Origin of the sequence: Enterobacter cloacae complex sp. CDL013 (assembly GCF_049238805.1) — a bacterium.
Taxonomy (GTDB): domain Bacteria; phylum Pseudomonadota; class Gammaproteobacteria; order Enterobacterales; family Enterobacteriaceae; genus Enterobacter; species Enterobacter hormaechei_C.
This window is the reverse complement of sequence record NZ_JBMKGT010000013.1, coordinates 1-16,878: the sequence shown is the minus strand read 5'-3', so window position 1 is coordinate 16,878 and position 16,878 is coordinate 1. Positions and strand designations below refer to the sequence as shown.

13 protein-coding genes are annotated in these 16,878 nt (G+C 55.6%); 9 read left to right on the top strand and 4 right to left on the bottom strand.

Features of this window, described 5'->3' with window-relative positions; all coding sequences use genetic code 11:
* Nucleotides 1–67 precede the first annotated feature (67 nt).
* A complete protein-coding gene (gene xylF / locus ACOTXD_RS20885) occupies nucleotides 68–1,060 on the bottom strand; it encodes a D-xylose ABC transporter substrate-binding protein (protein WP_006808602.1) in 993 nt (330 codons plus the stop codon).
* A gap of 371 nt (nucleotides 1,061–1,431) precedes the next feature.
* Between xylF and xylA the strand changes: the two genes are divergently transcribed.
* Both xylA and xylB read left to right on the top strand, forming a co-directional pair.
* Nucleotides 1,432–2,754: a xylose isomerase gene (xylA, locus tag ACOTXD_RS20880; protein WP_026080557.1), complete on the top strand. Its 1,323-nt coding sequence runs from the start codon at nucleotides 1,432–1,434 to the stop codon at nucleotides 2,752–2,754.
* A 59-nt stretch (nucleotides 2,755–2,813) separates the two neighbouring features.
* Nucleotides 2,814–4,268, top strand: coding sequence for a xylulokinase (gene xylB / locus ACOTXD_RS20875; RefSeq protein ID WP_126501439.1), 1,455 nt, complete (start codon nucleotides 2,814–2,816; stop codon nucleotides 4,266–4,268).
* 52 nt (nucleotides 4,269–4,320) lie between these two features.
* Here xylB and ACOTXD_RS20870 read toward each other — a convergent pair whose 3' ends face one another.
* Nucleotides 4,321–5,316, bottom strand: a complete 996-nt coding sequence (locus ACOTXD_RS20870; RefSeq protein ID WP_061856430.1) for an acyltransferase — start codon at nucleotides 5,314–5,316, stop codon at nucleotides 4,321–4,323.
* Nucleotides 5,317–5,500: 184 nt separating this feature from the next.
* Here ACOTXD_RS20870 and ACOTXD_RS20865 point away from each other — a divergent pair, with 184 nt between their 5' ends.
* The 3 genes from ACOTXD_RS20865 to glyS all read left to right on the top strand — a co-directional run bounded on the left by ACOTXD_RS20865 (nucleotide 5,501) and on the right by glyS (nucleotide 8,957).
* Nucleotides 5,501–5,806 carry a YsaB family lipoprotein gene (locus ACOTXD_RS20865; protein ID WP_017693801.1) on the top strand — a complete coding sequence of 102 codons (306 nt, stop codon included), beginning with the start codon at nucleotides 5,501–5,503 and terminating at the stop codon, nucleotides 5,804–5,806.
* Between the two features lie 160 nt (nucleotides 5,807–5,966).
* On the top strand, nucleotides 5,967–6,878 hold the full coding sequence (gene glyQ / locus ACOTXD_RS20860; RefSeq protein ID WP_003860141.1) for a glycine--tRNA ligase subunit alpha: 912 nt from the start codon (nucleotides 5,967–5,969) through the stop codon (nucleotides 6,876–6,878).
* Nucleotides 6,879–6,887: 9 nt separating this feature from the next.
* A complete protein-coding gene (gene glyS / locus ACOTXD_RS20855; RefSeq protein WP_022652021.1) occupies nucleotides 6,888–8,957 on the top strand; it encodes a glycine--tRNA ligase subunit beta in 2,070 nt (689 codons plus the stop codon).
* 202 nt (nucleotides 8,958–9,159) lie between these two features.
* On the opposite strand, the gene fadA is transcribed toward glyS, so the two are convergent.
* Both fadA and fadB read right to left on the bottom strand, forming a co-directional pair.
* A complete protein-coding gene (gene fadA, locus ACOTXD_RS20850) occupies nucleotides 9,160–10,323 on the bottom strand; it encodes an acetyl-CoA C-acyltransferase FadA (RefSeq protein WP_000416981.1) in 1,164 nt (387 codons plus the stop codon).
* A 9-nt stretch (nucleotides 10,324–10,332) separates the two neighbouring features.
* Complete coding sequence (gene fadB / locus ACOTXD_RS20845) at nucleotides 10,333–12,522, bottom strand: fatty acid oxidation complex subunit alpha FadB (protein WP_023315008.1); 2,190 nt, start codon at nucleotides 12,520–12,522, stop codon at nucleotides 10,333–10,335.
* Between the two features lie 190 nt (nucleotides 12,523–12,712).
* Here fadB and pepQ point away from each other — a divergent pair, with 190 nt between their 5' ends.
* Genes pepQ through hemG form a run of 4 tightly spaced genes read left to right on the top strand, consistent with a single transcriptional unit; the run spans nucleotide 12,713 to nucleotide 16,704 of the window.
* Entirely contained in the window at nucleotides 12,713–14,044 is a 1,332-nt protein-coding gene (pepQ, locus tag ACOTXD_RS20840) for a Xaa-Pro dipeptidase (protein ID WP_003860124.1), read from the top strand.
* Nucleotides 14,044–14,658, top strand: coding sequence for an IMPACT family protein (locus ACOTXD_RS20835; RefSeq protein ID WP_015572737.1), 615 nt, complete (start codon nucleotides 14,044–14,046; stop codon nucleotides 14,656–14,658). Before pepQ ends, ACOTXD_RS20835 begins: the two co-directional genes overlap by 1 nt.
* A 41-nt stretch (nucleotides 14,659–14,699) precedes the next feature.
* Complete coding sequence (gene trkH / locus ACOTXD_RS20830; RefSeq protein ID WP_022649737.1) at nucleotides 14,700–16,151, top strand: Trk system potassium transporter TrkH; 1,452 nt, start codon at nucleotides 14,700–14,702, stop codon at nucleotides 16,149–16,151.
* Between the two features lie 10 nt (nucleotides 16,152–16,161).
* Nucleotides 16,162–16,704, top strand: a complete 543-nt coding sequence (gene hemG / locus ACOTXD_RS20825; RefSeq protein ID WP_003860122.1) for a menaquinone-dependent protoporphyrinogen IX dehydrogenase — start codon at nucleotides 16,162–16,164, stop codon at nucleotides 16,702–16,704.
* The last annotated feature ends 174 nt before the right edge of the window (nucleotides 16,705–16,878 follow it).

Genomic DNA, 16,878 nt, shown 5'->3' with positions numbered 1-16,878 from the left:
CTCCGCATGGCCCGACAGATGTACAGGGCAGGTCGATGCGCCCCTGCCGGGCAGGGGCTGCGCTGGATTACAGTTCACTCTTCTTATGGAAACCGTCTTTCACCACGGTGGCGTCAATATTCTCTTTGTTGACTTCGATAGGGGTAAGCAGGCGAGCAGGTACGTCTTTCAGGCCGTTATTTAACGTCGCGTCTGCTTTAGGTTGCTGGCCATTGCCCAGCTCAACGGCAATTTCGGCGGCCGTATTGGCAAGCTCGGTAATGGGCTTATACACCGTCATGGTCTGGGTACCCGCGATGATGCGTTTTACACCCGCAAGGTCGGCGTCCTGTCCGGAAATAGCGACTTTCCCGGCCAGACCCTGCGCGCTCAGCGCCTGAATGGCGCCACCCGCAGTGGCATCGTTAGAGGCCACCACCGCATCGATTTTGTTGTTATTTGCAGTCAACGCGTTTTCCATAATTTTCAGCGCGTTTTCCGGTAACCAGCCGTCAGCCCACTGGTCGCCGACGACTTTAATTTTGCCCTCGTCGATATACGGCTTCAGCACTTTCATTTGTCCCTGGCGGAACAGTTTGGCGTTGTTATCCACGGGCGAGCCGCCCATCAGGAAATAATTCCCCTGAGGCACTTTTGCGACCAGGCTTTTAGCCTGTAATTCGCCCACCTTTTCATTGTCGAACGAAATATAATAATCAATGTCGGCATTATTAATCATGCGGTCATAAGCCAGGACTTTTATGCCTTCCTGTTTCGCTTCTTTCACCACGTTGCTTAATACCTGGCCGTTATACGGGATAATGACCAGCACATCGACGCCACGGTTGATCATATTCTCGATTTGCGACATTTGCGTCTCTTCGTTGCCGTTAGCGGACTGAACGAACACCTCCGCGCCGAGAGATTCCGCTTTTTTAACAAAGATATCGCGATCTTTTTGCCAGCGCTCCAGGCGTAAGTCATCAATCGCCATGCCGATTTTGACCTCTTTGGCGTGGCCGGCAAAGCTTGCAAGCAGGAGAGTAGTGCAGAGCGTTAGGGTCAGGTTCTTTATCTTCATAATTATTAGGCCTTTTTGTAGGGGTATGTGTAGCTGAGATAAAAGAAACATTCACTGCTGAGACGCAGCAAATTTTTAACGTGGAAAGGCCTGCTGGCAATTACAGATTTTTATCTTCTCATTACGATATTTGGTTTATTTCTGAATTTATGACCGCGATCGGATTTTAAAAAGCGTAACCTATTAATTACATTTGATTCTGGAATGTGCGCCGAAAAATAGTTTGTCTGCACATTATTTTGCGAGCCAGCGCACAATTGCGCATTCTCTCAATAGCAGTGTGAAATAACGTAATTGAGCAACCTCCAATGTCTATTCACTATTACTCCAGAAGCAAGACCACGCCGCATACCCTGATTATGGAGCTCAATATGCAAGCTTATTTCGACCAACTCGATCGCGTTCGTTTCGAAGGCACGAAAACGACCAATCCTTTAGCATTTCGTCACTACAACCCGGATGAGCTGGTGCTGGGTAAGCGCATGGAAGATCACTTGCGCTTTGCCGCCTGCTACTGGCACACCTTCTGCTGGAACGGTGCCGATATGTTCGGCGTGGGCTCTTTTGACCGTCCATGGCAACAGCCGGGCGAGGCCATTGAGCTGGCGAAGCGTAAAGCCGACGTCGCGTTCGAGTTCTTCCATAAGCTGAACGTGCCGTACTACTGTTTCCACGATGTGGACGTGTCGCCGGAAGGGGCATCGCTGAAAGAGTATCTGAACAATTTCGCGCAGATGGTCGACGTACTGGCTGAAAAACAGCAGCAAAGCGGCGTGAAGCTGCTCTGGGGTACGGCTAACTGCTTTACCAATCCTCGCTATGGCGCGGGCGCGGCAACCAACCCGGACCCGGAAGTCTTCAGCTGGGCGGCAACCCAGGTCGTGACCGCGATGAACGCCACGCATCAGCTGGGCGGTGAGAACTATGTACTCTGGGGCGGTCGTGAAGGCTATGAAACGCTGCTGAATACCGACCTGCGTCAGGAGCGTGAGCAGATTGGTCGCTTTATGCAGATGGTTGTGGACCACAAACACAAAATCGGTTTCCGCGGCACGCTGCTGATTGAGCCAAAACCACAGGAGCCAACCAAGCATCAGTATGATTATGATGTCGCCACCGTGTATGGCTTCCTGAAGCAGTTTGGTCTGGAAAAAGAGATCAAAGTGAATATTGAGGCTAACCACGCTACCCTGGCGGGCCACTCGTTCCATCACGAAATTGCCTCTGCGATTGCGCTGGGCATCTTCGGCTCTGTCGATGCTAACCGTGGTGATCCACAGCTGGGCTGGGATACCGACCAGTTCCCGAACAGCGTAGAAGAGAATGCGCTGGTGATGTACGAGATCATCAAAGCGGGCGGTTTCACCACCGGCGGCCTGAACTTCGACGCCAAAGTGCGTCGCCAGAGCACCGACAAATATGATCTGTTCTACGGGCATATTGGCGCGATGGACACCATGGCGCTGGCGCTGAAAGTGGCGGCCCGTATGATTGAAGACGGTGAGCTGGATAAGCGCGTGGCGAAGCGCTACAGCGGCTGGAACAGTGAGCTGGGCCAGCAAATTTTGAAAGGTCAGTTATCGCTTGCGGAGATCGCGAAGTACGCTGAACAGCATCAGCTTGCGCCGCAGCATCAGAGCGGCCATCAGGAGCTGCTGGAAAACCTGGTCAATCACTACCTGTTCGATAAATAACAGCATCCAGGCCCGGTAAGCGCAGCGCCACCGGGCATTTCTGTCAAAGGAGTCACCACATGTATATCGGGATCGATCTTGGCACGTCGGGGGTGAAAGCCATCCTGTTAAGCGAGCAGGGCGATGTATTAGCCACGCAGACTGAAAAGTTGCAGGTTTCACGTCCGTATCCGCTTTGGTCGGAACAAGATCCGGAGCAGTGGTGGCAGGCGACAGAGCGTGCGATGAAAGCCTTAGGCGAGCAGCATAGCCTGCGCGACGTGAAAGCGCTGGGCATTGCCGGGCAAATGCATGGCGCAACGTTGCTGGATAGTCAGCATCGCGTTCTGCGCCCGGCTATTCTCTGGAACGATGGCCGCTGTGCGGAAGAGTGCGCGATCCTTGAGGAGCGTGTACCTGCGTCCCGCGAAATTACGGGCAACCTGATGATGCCCGGTTTTACCGCGCCAAAACTCCTGTGGGTGCAGCGTCATGAGCCTGAGATTTTTCGTCAGGTGGCGAAGGTTCTGTTGCCGAAAGACTACCTGCGTTTTCGCATGACGGGGGATTTTGCCAGCGACATGTCTGACGCCGCGGGCACGATGTGGCTCGACGTGGCGAAACGGGACTGGAGCGAGGCGATGCTGGATGCCTGCCAGCTGACGCGCGACCATATGCCTGCGCTGTTTGAAGGCAGTGAAATCACGGGGGCTTTACAGCCTTCTGTTGCTGAACGCTGGAACATGCCAGCCGTACCTGTCGTTGCCGGCGGCGGCGATAATGCGGCGGGTGCGGTCGGCGTGGGGATGGTCGAGGCAGGGCAGGCCATGCTCTCACTCGGTACCTCCGGCGTCTATTTTGCCGTCAGTGACGGGTATCGTAGCAACCCTGGAAGCGCCGTACACAGCTTCTGCCACGCGTTGCCGGGTAAATGGCATTTAATGTCGGTGATGCTGAGCGCGGCTTCCTGCCTCGACTGGGCGGCAAAACTAACCGGAATGGCGGACGTCCCGGCGCTTATCGCAGCGGCACAGCAGGCGGATGATAATGCCGGTGCGGTCTGGTTTTTACCGTACCTTTCCGGCGAGCGGACGCCTCATAACAACCCGGAAGCGAAAGGGGTGTTCTTCGGTCTTACCCATCAGCACGGCCCGGCAGAGCTGGCGCGCGCGGTGCTTGAAGGCGTTGGCTATGCTCTGGCGGACGGAATGGATGTCGTGCATGACTGTGGACTTACGCCATCCAGCATTACGTTAATTGGCGGCGGTGCGCGAAGCAGCTACTGGCGGCAAATGCTTTCCGATATCAGCGGGTTGCAGCTGGACTATCGTACGGGAGGCGATGTCGGCCCGGCGCTCGGTGCGGCACGGCTGGCGCAAATTGCGCTGAACCGGGATAAACCACTGCCCCAGCTTTTGCCCCAGCTGCCGCTTGAACAGCAGCATCGTCCTGATGCGAAAAATCATGCTCGCTACGCTGAAAGACGAGACGTTTTCCGCAAAATCTATCAGCAGCTTTTACCGCTAATGTCATAAACAGGAGCCGGGTGGCGCTAACGCTTACCCGGCCTGCCAGCCTTCAACCGGGTTAGCTCACAAACCGGCGTGTATCGATGCGTTGCAGCAGCATTGAGAGCAGCAGGCTGACAACCAGCGTAACGGTAAATATCCAGATAATATCCAGCACCGGCCAGCTTTTAAGCTCAACGCCGCGGGTGCGCAGGGCGTGGATCACCAGCGCGTGAAAACCGTAAATGCCCAGCGAGTGGCGAGAGATAAACCCCAGCACCGGAAGCGGGCGGGCATTCAGGGTGTTTTTAACCAGCGTCAGCAGAGAGATTGCGCAGATAAAGACCATCGGGCCACAGTACAGATACCAGGTATCGGCAAAGTTGCCGCGCCATTGCAGCTCATGCAGCGTCCCGCGAGAGATAATAAACACACCGACGAGAAACGCGGCCGCGCATAGCCAGTTTATTCCTCGCTTTTGCGTCTCCATCATGCCAATGGCGCGCCCCAGCATGCCGTACAGCACGTAATAAAACGTATCCCCGGTGATATAGAGGTTAACGGGCAGCCATTCAAAGCCATCAATTTTCTGTGAGACGGTATTCGGGTTGGCCACGATCCCGATGACCACCATCAGCGCCAGCAGCATTTTACCGTTGACGTTTTTTACCTGAATTAACGGTGAAACAAGATAAATAACGATTATCGCGAAGAAAAACCATAGATGATAGAACACCGGTTTTTGCAACAAGTTGAGCAGGGAACGTTCAGCGTTAATTGAAGTGAACAGGACGATATAGAGCAGCGAAATCGCGCTGTAAAACAGCAGACAGGAGACAATACGGATGAAATGTCTCGGCTGTGCACTACGCTCGCCAAAAAAGAGAAAACCGGAAATCATAAAGAACAGCGGGACGCTCACGCGGGAGGCCGAGTTCAGAACATTGGCGACATCCCAGTTAACAGGGCTGATACTGTGCGCGTTCGTGACATACCAGGTCGTTGTGTGGATCATCACCACCATCAGACAGGCTATTCCCCGCAGGTTATCAATCCAGTTAATTTTTGACTGCATCAGTTCCTCTGTATTCCTGATAAAGAAAGTGTGACTGCGATTGCGTAAAACTTTTCCCTTGGAAAATTCTGAGTTTAGCCAGGCTAACTTGTAGGGAGCTGGCGAGATTCGCAGAATGACGGACTTTAATCTATAAACGTGTTGCTACTAAAAATAACAGCCACTGACCAGGGCGGTAATAAAAATGATGATGAAGCGTGGGGTGTCACTCTTTCTGCTGCTCTTATTAACAGGATGCAGTGCTTCTGAGGAGATACCTGTCCAAAAAGCGCAGCAGGGGAAAATGAGCCCGGAGCGTTCCCTGAATATGGAACAGCTGTGCAGGGATCAGGCGGCTCACCGCTATAATTCCGAAGCACAGAAAATTCATATAAACGGCTTCGAGCGCTTTCAGGGCAGCTATGAACTGAAAGGCTATACGGCGCGTAAAGAGGGCTTTGTCTGCTCTTTTGATGCAGACGGCCAGTTTTTACATCTCTCAATGCGCTAAATTGCTCGGATAAGCAGCAACCAGAGCCTTCGCAGGTTCTGGCTGTAGGGCTTATTCCCCAATTTTCCCTAAACAACCCCGTTTCGTACTGTATATCTTGCAGCCAGCGGGTATACTGATCCCTTCCATTTAAAACCACACGTATCCAGCACGAAATACTATGCAAAAGTTTGATACCAAGACCTTCCAGGGCCTGATCCTGACCTTACAGGATTACTGGGCTCGTCAGGGCTGCACCATTGTTCAACCTTTGGACATGGAAGTTGGCGCAGGCACCTCACACCCGATGACCAGCCTGCGCGCGTTAGGGCCAGAGCCAATGGCGACCGCCTATGTGCAGCCATCCCGTCGTCCGACCGATGGCCGTTATGGCGAAAACCCGAACCGTTTGCAGCACTACTATCAGTTCCAGGTGGTGATTAAGCCATCACCCGACAACATTCAGGAACTGTACCTCGGGTCACTGAAAGAGCTGGGTATGGATCCAACCATTCACGACATTCGTTTCGTGGAAGATAACTGGGAAAACCCAACGCTGGGTGCCTGGGGTCTGGGTTGGGAAGTGTGGCTGAACGGCATGGAAGTGACCCAGTTCACATACTTCCAGCAGGTTGGTGGTCTGGAATGTAAACCGATTACCGGCGAAATCACCTATGGTCTGGAACGTCTGGCCATGTACATTCAGGGCGTAGACAGCGTTTACGACCTGGTCTGGAGCGACGGCCCGCTGGGTAAAACCACCTACGGCGACGTGTTCCATCAGAACGAAGTGGAGCAATCCACCTATAACTTCGAATACGCGGACGTGGACTTCCTGTTCACCTGCTTCGAGCAGTACGAGAAAGAAGCCCAGCAGCTGCTGGCGCTGGAGACTCCGCTGCCGCTGCCTGCCTACGAGCGTATTCTGAAGGCTGCCCACAGCTTCAACCTGCTGGATGCCCGCAAAGCGATCTCCGTGACTGAACGTCAGCGCTACATTCTGCGTATTCGTACCCTGACCAAAGCCGTTGCAGAAGCTTACTACGCGTCCCGTGAAGCCCTTGGCTTCCCGATGTGCAACCGAAACAAATAAGAGGCGGCCATGTCTGAGAAAACTTTCCTGGTGGAAATCGGCACTGAAGAGCTGCCACCAAAAGCCCTGCGCAGCCTGGCTGAATCTTTTGCTGCGAACGTCACTGCTGAGCTGGATAACGCTGGCCTGGCGCACGGTAAAATTGAGTGGTTTGCTGCGCCGCGTCGTCTGGCGCTGAAAGTGGCAAACCTGGCGGCGTCCCAGCCGGATCGCGAAGTTGAAAAACGTGGCCCGGCCATTGCTCAGGCGTTCGACGCGGAAGGCAAGCCGAGCAAAGCGGCAGAAGGCTGGGCGCGCGGCTGCGGCATCACCGTTGATCAGGCCGAGCGTCTGACCACCGACAAAGGTGAATGGCTGCTGTATCGTGCCCATGTGAAAGGCGAAAGCGCCGAAGCGCTGCTGCCTGACATGATCGCGACCTCGCTGGCAAAATTGCCAATCCCTAAGCTGATGCGCTGGGGCGCGTCCGACGTTCACTTTGTGCGTCCGGTTCACACCGTGACCCTGCTGCTGGGCGATACCGTTATCCCGGCGACCATTCTGGGCGTGGCGTCCGATCGCGTGATCCGCGGCCATCGCTTTATGGGCGAGCCGGAGTTCACCATCGACAATGCCGACCAGTATCCGCAGATCCTGCTGGAACGCGGTAAAGTGATTGCCGACTACGAACAGCGTAAAGCCAAAATTAAAGCGGACGCAGAAGAAGCGGCGCGCAAGATTGGCGGAAACGCTGACCTGAGCGACAGCCTGCTGGAAGAGGTGACCTCGCTGGTCGAATGGCCGGTTGTACTGACCGCGAAATTCGAAGAGAAATTCCTGGCCGTTCCGGCAGAAGCGCTGGTTTACACCATGAAGGGTGACCAGAAGTACTTCCCGGTTTACGCCAACGACGGCAAGCTGCTGCCAAACTTCATCTTCGTGGCGAACATCGAATCGAAAGATCCGAGCCAGATTATCTCCGGTAACGAGAAAGTGGTGCGTCCGCGTCTGGCGGATGCCGAGTTCTTCTTCAACACAGACCGTAAAAAACGTCTGGAAGATAACCTGCCGCGTCTGCAAACTGTACTGTTCCAGCAGCAGCTGGGTACGCTGCGCGACAAAACCGACCGTATCGCGGAGCTGTCCGGCTGGATTGCCCGTGAAATTGGCGCCGACGTTAACCACGCTACCCGTGCGGGCCTGCTCTCCAAGTGTGACCTGATGACCAACATGGTGTTCGAATTTACCGACACCCAGGGCGTGATGGGTATGCACTACGCGCGTCACGATGGCGAAGCGGAAGACGTGGCGGTAGCCCTGAACGAGCAGTATCAGCCGCGCTTTGCCGGTGACGATCTGCCGTCCAATCCGGTTGCCTGCGCCGTGGCGATTGCCGATAAGATGGACACCCTGGCGGGTATCTTCGGTATCGGCCAGCATCCAAAAGGCGACAAAGACCCGTTCGCGCTGCGTCGTGCTGCGCTGGGCGTGCTGCGAATCATCGTTGAGAAGAACCTGAACCTCGATCTGCAAACGCTAACCGAAGAAGCGGTACGTCTGTACGGCGATAAGCTGACCAACGCGAAGGTTGTGGATGATGTTATCGACTTTATGCTCGGTCGTTTCCGCGCGTGGTATCAGGACGAAGGTTACTCCGTTGATACCATTCAGGCGGTGCTGGCGCGTCGTCCGACCCGTCCGGCAGATTTCGATGCGCGTATGAAAGCGGTATCCCACTTCCGTACGCTGGAAGCGGCGTCTGCGCTGGCCGCGGCCAACAAGCGCGTATCCAACATCCTCGCGAAATCCGACGAGACGCTGAACGATCGCGTAAACGCTGCAACCCTGAAAGAGCCGGAAGAGATTTCTCTGGCGATGCAGGTTGTGGTGCTGCGCGACAAGCTGGAGCCGTATTTCGCGGAAGGTCGCTACCAGGAAGCGCTGGTGGAGCTGGCGGAGCTGCGTGACGTCATCGACGCCTTCTTCGAGAAGGTGATGGTGAACGTGGAAGATAAAGAGCTGCGGATTAACCGTCTCTCGATGCTTGAGAAACTGCGTGAGCTGTTCCTGCGCGTGGCGGATATTTCGCTGCTGCAATAACGTAAAAAACCCGCCCCTGACAGGCGGGAAGAACGGCAACTAAACTGTCTCTCTTCGCCAATGGCGCCATAACTGCGTTGGCTGCGCTCGTTCACCCGAATCACTTACTAATGTAAGCTCATCGGGATTCGCTCGCTTGCCGCCTTGTTCTGACGTCATTGGCTTTGAGATACTTTTCCTTATTTACACTCTCTCAATTAATTTACACCCTCTCAAACACTGTCGCGATCCCCTGACCCAACCCGATACACATCGTTGCCAGACCAAACTGGGCATCTTTGCGTTCCATCAGGTTAATCAGCGTGGTACTGATACGCGCCCCGGAACAGCCCAGCGGGTGTCCGAGGGCGATCGCGCCGCCGTTGAGGTTAATCTTCTCGTCGATCTGATCCATCAGCCCCAGATCCTTAATGCACGGCAGGATCTGCGCGGCGAACGCTTCGTTCATCTCAAAGAGGTCGATATCACTTGCGCTCAGCCCCGCTTTTTTCAGCGCCAGTTTTGACGCCGGAACCGGACCGTAGCCCATGATGGATGGATCGCAGCCCACGACCGCCATCGAACGCACGCGGGCGCGTGGCGTCAGGCCTAATTCGCGGGCGCGGCTTTCGCTCATCACCAGCATCGCGGCGGCACCGTCGGACAGGGCAGACGAGGTGCCCGCCGTTACCGTACCGGTGACCGGATCAAACGCCGGACGCAGGGTGGAAAGCGCTTCAACGGTGGTTTCCGGGCGGATGACTTCGTCATAGCTGAACTGCTTCAGTACGCCGTCTGCGTCGTGACCGCCGGTCGGGATGATCTCATTCTTAAAGGCACCAGACTGCGTGGCGGCCCAGGCGCGGGCATGCGAGCGAGCGGCAAAGGCATCCTGCATCTCACGGCTGATGCCGTGCAGACGGGAGAGCATCTCGGCGGTCAGGCCCATCATACCGGCGGCTTTCGCCACGTTGCGGCTCATACCTGGATGGAAATCGACCCCGTGGCTCATCGGCACGTGGCCCATGTGCTCCACGCCGCCCACCAGACAGGCCTGCGCATCGCCGGTCATGATCATCCGCGCCGCGTCGTGCAGCGCCTGCATCGACGAACCGCAAAGACGGTTGACGGTGACCGCCGGAACCGAATGCGGGATCTCCGCCAGCAGGGACGCGTTACGGGCAATGTTGAAGCCCTGCTCCAGCGTCTGCTGGACGCAGCCCCAGTAGATATCGTCCAGCGCAGCAGGGTCCAGCGCCGGGTTACGCGCCAGCAGGCTACGCATCAGGTGCGCGGAGAGGTCTTCCGCACGCACGTTACGGAACGCACCGCCTTTTGAACGGCCCATCGGGGTGCGAATCGCATCAACAATGACAACCTTTTCCATTGTGACTCCTTAAGCCGTTTTCAGCGCGCCAACCGGACGGGCTGGCTCAACTGCTGGGTAGTAGGGTTCGTTATGACGCGCTTTGTTACGCAGACCTTCCGGCACCTCATAAAGCGGGCCGAGGTGCTGGTACTGCTGAGCCATATCGAGATAGCGAGCGCTGCCGAGCGTATCCAGCCAGCGGAACGCGCCGCCGTGGAACGGAGGGAAGCCGAGGCCGTACACCAGCGCCATATCCGCTTCTGCCGGGCTGGCGATAATGCCTTCTTCGAGGCAGCGCACCACTTCGTTGATCATCGGGATCATCATCCGGGCGATGATCTCGTCGTCAGTGAAGTCGCGTTTCGGCTGACTGACGTCGGCCAGCAGGCCATCCACCGCCGCATCTTCTTCTTTTTTCGGTTTGCCTTTGCTGTCTTCTTTATAGCGCCAGAAGCCCAGACCGTTTTTCTGACCAAAGCGGTTGGCGTCGAACAGGGCGTCAATGGCGTCGCGATAGTCTTTCTGCATGCGCTGCGGGAAGCCCGCCGCCATCACCGCCTGAGCGTGATGGGCAGTATCGATGCCGACAACGTCCAGCAGATACGCCGGGCCCATCGGCCAGCCGAACTGTTTTTCCATCACTTTATCGATTTTGCGGAAGTCTGCGCCGTCGCGCAGCAGCTGGCTGAAGCCGGCGAAGTAAGGGAACAACACGCGGTTAACGAAGAAGCCCGGGCAGTCGTTAACGACGATCGGCGTTTTGCCCATCTTGCTCGCCCACGCCACCACTTTGGCGATGGTTTCGTCGGAGGTTTTCTCCCCACGGATCACTTCGACCAGCGGCATGCGGTGCACCGGGTTAAAGAAGTGCATCCCGCAGAAGTTTTCCGGACGCTTCAGCACGCTCGCCAGTTCGCTGATAGGAATGGTGGAGGTGTTAGAGGCCAGCACGGTTTCCGGACGCACCTTGTCTTCGGTTTCGGCCAGCACCGCTTTTTTCACTTTCGGGTTCTCGACGACCGCTTCAACCACCACGTCCACACGGTCGAAACCGCTGTATTCCAGCACTGGCTGGATGGTGGAGATCACGCCTGCAAGCTTCAGACCATCAATTTTGCCGCGCTCAAGCTGTTTATTCAGCAGCTTGGCCGCTTCGGTCATGCCCAGCGTCAGGGATTTCTCGTTGATGTCCTTCATCACCACCGGCACGCCTTTCCAGGCAGACTGGTAGGCGATGCCGCCCCCCATAATGCCCGCGCCGAGTACCGCCGCGTGTTTTGGCGTTTCAACGTTTTTGGTGAGTTGTTTGGCTTTGCCCTTCACAAACTGATCGTTAAGGAAGATACCAACCAGCGCGCGGGCTTCGTTGGTGTGCGCCAGCGGGACAAAGCTCTGGTTTTCCAGCTTCAGGGCGTCATCACGGCCCAGACGGGCTGCCGCTTCAATGGTTTTCACCGCCGTGATCGGCGCCGGGTAGTGTTTACCCGCCGTCTGCATCACCATGCCTTTGGCGATGGTGAAGCTCATGGTGGCTTCAATTTTGCTGAGCTTCAACGGCTCCAGCTTCGGCTGACGTTTGGCTTTCCAGTCGAGGTCGCCGTTAATGGCCTGACGCAGAATGGCGAGTGCGCCTTCAACAAGCTTCTCAGGTTTTACAACGCCGTCGACCAGGCCAATTTTCTGCGCCTGTTCTGCGCCGACGTCTTTACCCGCGGCAATGATCTCCAGCGCGCTGTCGGCGCCCAGCATGCGCGGCATACGGACGGAGCCGCCAAAGCCCGGCATGATGCCCAGCTTGGTTTCCGGCAGGCCGATACGCAGGTCCGGGGTCGCCAGACGGTAATCAGTGGCTAACACGCATTCGCAGCCGCCGCCCAGCGCGTAACCGTTGACGGCAGAAAGGGTCGGGACAGGCAGATCTTCCAGACGATTAAAGACGCTGTTCGCGAAGTGCAGCCACTGGCTCAGCTGTTCTTCGGGCACCAGGAACAGCGACAGGAATTCGGTGATATCCGCGCCAACGATAAAGGCCGCTTTGTTGGAGCGCAGCAGCAGCCCTTTTAAATCTGATTGCTTTTCAAGTACATCCAGCGCCTGGCCAAGGCTGGCCACCGTCGCGGTATCAAGCTTGTTCACTGAGCCGGGGGCATCGAACACCAGTTCGGCAATGCCATCTTCCAGCCAGTCTACGTACAGGGTGTCGCCTTTGTAGAGCATGTCGGTCTCCTGAATCCAGCAATTGGATCTGGTCATACCAGATGAAACGGAGTGTGGAATTTATGTTAATAAAATGCAAATTAGTCATTAAGAAATTGCTGCGCTGATCACGGTCGGTGGAAATCACGCAGCCGGAGTGAGGTGTGCTAAGATGCGATGACTTGAGGTCAAAAAAACGAAAGGAAGAATGATGGACTCACTGGCTTCGCTTTATAAAAATCATATCGTTACCCTACAGGAACGTACCCGCGATGTACTGGCCCGCTTCAAGCTGGATGCCCTGCTGATCCACTCCGGCGAGCTGATGAATACTTTTCTTGATGACCATGCTTATCCCTTCAAGGTTAACCCGCAGTTTAAAGCCTGGGTGCCTGTCACGCAGGTTCCAAATTGCTGGCTGCTGGTGGATGGCGTGAACAAGCCGAAACTGTGGTTCTACCTGCCGGTCGATTACTGGCACAACGTGGAGCCGCTGCCGACCTCATTCTGGACCGAAGAAATTGACGTGATTGCGCTGCCAAAAGCAGACGGCATAGGCAGCCAGCTGCCAGCGGCGCGCGGCAACATCGGCTACATTGGTCCGGTTCCTGAGCGCGCGCTGGGTCTGGATATTCCGGCAGATAAACTCAACCCGAAAGGCGTGCTGGATTATCTGCACTACTATCGCGCCTACAAGACCGACTACGAACTTTACTGCATGCGTGAAGCGCAAAAAACGGCGGTGAATGGCCACCGTGCGGCGCACGAAGCGTTCCAGTCCGGTATGAGCGAGTTCGATATCAATCAGGCTTACCTGACGGCGACCGGCCACCGCGATACCGACGTGCCGTACAGCAACATCGTGGCGCTGAATGAACATGCCTCGGTTCTGCACTACACCAAACTGGATCATCAGGTTCCGGCTGAGATGCGTAGCTTCCTGCTGGACGCGGGGGCTGAGTACAATGGTTATGCGGCAGACCTGACCCGTACCTGGGCGGCGAATGCGGATACCGATTTTGCGCAATTGATTAAAGACGTGAACGACGAACAGCTGGCGCTGATTGGCACCATGAAGGCCGGAACCAGCTACGTGGATTATCACATCCAGTTCCATCAGCGCATCGCTAAACTGCTGCGTAAGCATCAGATTATCAAAGACATGAGCGAAGAGGCGATGGTTGAGAACGATTTGACCGGGCCATTTATGCCGCATGGTATCGGCCACCCGCTGGGTTTGCAGGTTCATGACGTCGCGGGCTTTATGCAGGATGATACCGGCACGCACCTGGCGGCACCGTCTAAATATCCTTATCTGCGCTGCACCCGCGTTCTGGCGCCGCGTATGGTATTGACCATCGAGCCGGGCATCTACTTTATTGAATCCCTGCTGGCGCCGTGGCGCGAAGGGCAATTCAGCAAGCACTTCAACTGGGAGAAAATTGAAGCGCTGAAGCCTTATGGCGGCATTCGTATCGAGGATAACGTGGTTATTCACGAGAACAGCATTGAGAACATGACGCGAGATTTGAAGCTGGCCTGATGGAAAGCTGGCTGATACCGGCCGAGCCGGTCACCTTTGTTGAGGAAATCAAAAAAAGCCGCTTTATCACGCTGTTGGCGCATACCGACGGCGTGGAGGCGGCGAAGGCGTTCGTCGAGTCCGTCCGCGCGCAGCACCCGGATGCCCGCCATCACTGTGTGGCGTGGGTCGCAGGGCCGCCAGACGACTCACAGCAGCTCGGGTTTTCTGACGACGGTGAACCGGCGGGTACGGCCGGAAAACCGATGCTTTCCCAGTTGATGGGCAGCGGCGTGGGTGAAATCACCGCCGTCGTGGTCCGCTACTACGGGGGCATTTTGTTAGGCACCGGAGGGCTGGTTAAAGCCTACGGAGGTGGTGTCCAGCAGGCGCTTAATCTGCTGATAACAACCCGCAAAACGCCACTTACGGAATATACTTTGTTATGCGATTACGCCCAGCTATCGGGTATCGAAGCACTGCTTAAACAGTTTAACGGTGTCATCGCACACAGTGATTATCAGGCAATGGTGCAATTACGCGTGGCGCTTCCTCAGGCGGAACTGGCTGCTTTTTCAGCAAAACTCGCTGATTTTAGTCGCGGTTCATTGCAATTACTGCCGATTGAAGAATAATCCCCACCTCACAATTTTGAATACCTAAGGAAGCGGCAGAGATGCATTTTCGTGCCATTACCCGAATCGTTGGATTGCTGGTCATACTTTTCTCCGGGACAATGATCATTCCCGGACTGGTGGCGCTCATCTACCGGGACGGCGCGGGGCGTGCATTTACGCAAACCTTTTTTGTCGCGCTGACGATTGGCTCCCTGCTGTGGTGGCCAAACCGCCGTGAGAAAGGTGAACTGAAATCCCGGGAGGGGTTTCTGATTGTGGTCCTGTTCTGGACGGTACTGGGAAGCGTGGGTGCGCTGCCGTTTATCTTCTCCGAACAACCGAATCTCACCGTCACGGATGCGTTTTTTGAATCGTTCTCCGGATTAACGACCACCGGTGCCACCACGCTTGTGGGGCTGGATTCGCTCCCGCATGCGATTCTCTTTTACCGGCAGATGCTTCAGTGGTTCGGCGGTATGGGGATCATTGTCCTGGCGGTGGCTATCCTGCCGATTCTGGGCGTCGGGGGGATGCAGCTTTACCGGGCGGAGATGCCCGGCCCGCTGAAAGATAACAAAATGCGCCCGCGTATTGCGGAGACGGCGAAAACCCTGTGGCTTATCTATGTCCTGCTGACGGTGGCCTGCGCGCTGGCGCTGTGGTTTGCCGGGATGCCTGCGTTTGATGCCATCGGGCACAGCTTTGCGACTATTGCTATCGGCGGGTTCTCCACCCACGATGCCAGCGTCGGCTACTTCGACAGCCCGACAATCAATACCATCATTGCCATCTTTTTGCTGATCTCAGGCTGTAACTACGGTCTACACTTCTCGTTGCTTAGCGGACGGAGCCTGAAGGTGTACTGGCGCGACCCGGAATTCCGGATGTTTATTGGCGTCCAGCTGACTCTGGTGATCATCTGTACCCTGGTACTGTGGTTCCACGATGTCTATAACTCGGCGGTCACGACCCTGAACCAGGCCTTCTTCCAGGTGGTATCGATGGCAACAACCGCCGGTTTCACCACGGACAGTATTGCGCGTTGGCCGCTGTTCCTGCCGGTGCTGCTGTTGTGCTCTGCGTTTATCGGCGGCTGTGCCGGGTCAACGGGCGGCGGTCTGAAGGTGATCCGTATTCTGCTGCTGTTCAAGCAGGGGAACCGTGAGCTGAAACGTCTGGTCCACCCGAATGCGGTTTACAGTATTAAGCTGGGGAACCGCGCGCTGCCGGAACGCATCCTCGAAGCGGTGTGGGGATTCTTCTCCGCTTATGCACTGGTCTTTATTGTCAGTATGCTGGCGATTATCGCCACGGGCGTGGATGATTTCTCTGCCTTCGCCTCTGTGGTGGCAACGTTAAACAACCTGGGGCCGGGGCTGGGCGTCGTGGCGGATAACTTCGCCAGTATGAACCCGGTGGCGAAGTGGATCTTAATCGCCAATATGCTGTTTGGGCGTCTTGAGGTCTTTACGCTGCTGGTGCTGTTTACCCCAACATTCTGGCGTGAGTAAGGAGACATTGGTGAAAACGTTAATTCTTTTCTCAACGCGTGACGGACAAACGCGTGAGATTGCTTCATATCTGGCTTCTGAACTCAAAGAGCTGGGCATTTATTCTGATGTGGTGAACCTGAATCGCACTGAACAGATTGCCTGGCAGGATTACGACCGCGTGGTCATTGGCGCTTCAATTCGTTACGGCCATTTCCATCCGGCGCTGGATCGCTTTGTGAAAAAGCATACGGCGGAACTCGCTCAGCTGCCTGGCGCGTTTTACTCGGTCAACCTGGTTGCCCGTAAAGCAGAGAAGCGTACGCCGCAGACTAACAGCTATACGCGTAAGTTTTTGCTGAGTTCGCCATGGCAGCCCGATATCTGTTCTGTCTTTGCTGGCGCGCTGCGTTACCCGCGTTACCGCTGGTACGACCGCTTTATGATCCGCCTGATCATGAAAATGACGGGCGGGGAAACGGATACGCGTAAAGAAGTGGTTTATACCGACTGGGCTCAGGTCGCCAGTTTTGCCCGTGAAATTGCGCATTTAACGGACGATGCGCGGGTTTAATAAGCGTTGAGTTTGAAAAATGAGCGAACGAAAAGTTTTTTGTATTTAGTGCTTGTCACTTCAGAAGAACTCCCTATAATGCGCCTCCACTGACACGGAACAACGGCACGCAAGCCGCCGGGTCAGCAGAGAAAAGCAAAACAAACGCTTGACTCTGAAGCGGGAAAGCGTAAT

Coding starts and splice junctions, on each gene's coding strand:
- fadA (WP_000416981.1), bottom strand. CDS start 10,323: ATGGAAAAGGTTGTCATTGTTGATGCGATTCGCACCCCGATGGGCCGT.
- xylF (WP_006808602.1), bottom strand. CDS start 1,060: ATGAAGATAAAGAACCTGACCCTAACGCTCTGCACTACTCTCCTGCTT.
- xylA (WP_026080557.1), top strand. CDS start 1,432: ATGCAAGCTTATTTCGACCAACTCGATCGCGTTCGTTTCGAAGGCACG.
- ACOTXD_RS20870 (WP_061856430.1), bottom strand. CDS start 5,316: ATGCAGTCAAAAATTAACTGGATTGATAACCTGCGGGGAATAGCCTGT.
- ACOTXD_RS20835 (WP_015572737.1), top strand. CDS start 14,044: ATGGAAAGCTGGCTGATACCGGCCGAGCCGGTCACCTTTGTTGAGGAA.
- pepQ (WP_003860124.1), top strand. CDS start 12,713: ATGGACTCACTGGCTTCGCTTTATAAAAATCATATCGTTACCCTACAG.
- glyS (WP_022652021.1), top strand. CDS start 6,888: ATGTCTGAGAAAACTTTCCTGGTGGAAATCGGCACTGAAGAGCTGCCA.
- xylB (WP_126501439.1), top strand. CDS start 2,814: ATGTATATCGGGATCGATCTTGGCACGTCGGGGGTGAAAGCCATCCTG.
- fadB (WP_023315008.1), bottom strand. CDS start 12,522: ATGCTCTACAAAGGCGACACCCTGTACGTAGACTGGCTGGAAGATGGC.
- trkH (WP_022649737.1), top strand. CDS start 14,700: ATGCATTTTCGTGCCATTACCCGAATCGTTGGATTGCTGGTCATACTT.
- glyQ (WP_003860141.1), top strand. CDS start 5,967: ATGCAAAAGTTTGATACCAAGACCTTCCAGGGCCTGATCCTGACCTTA.
- ACOTXD_RS20865 (WP_017693801.1), top strand. CDS start 5,501: ATGATGATGAAGCGTGGGGTGTCACTCTTTCTGCTGCTCTTATTAACA.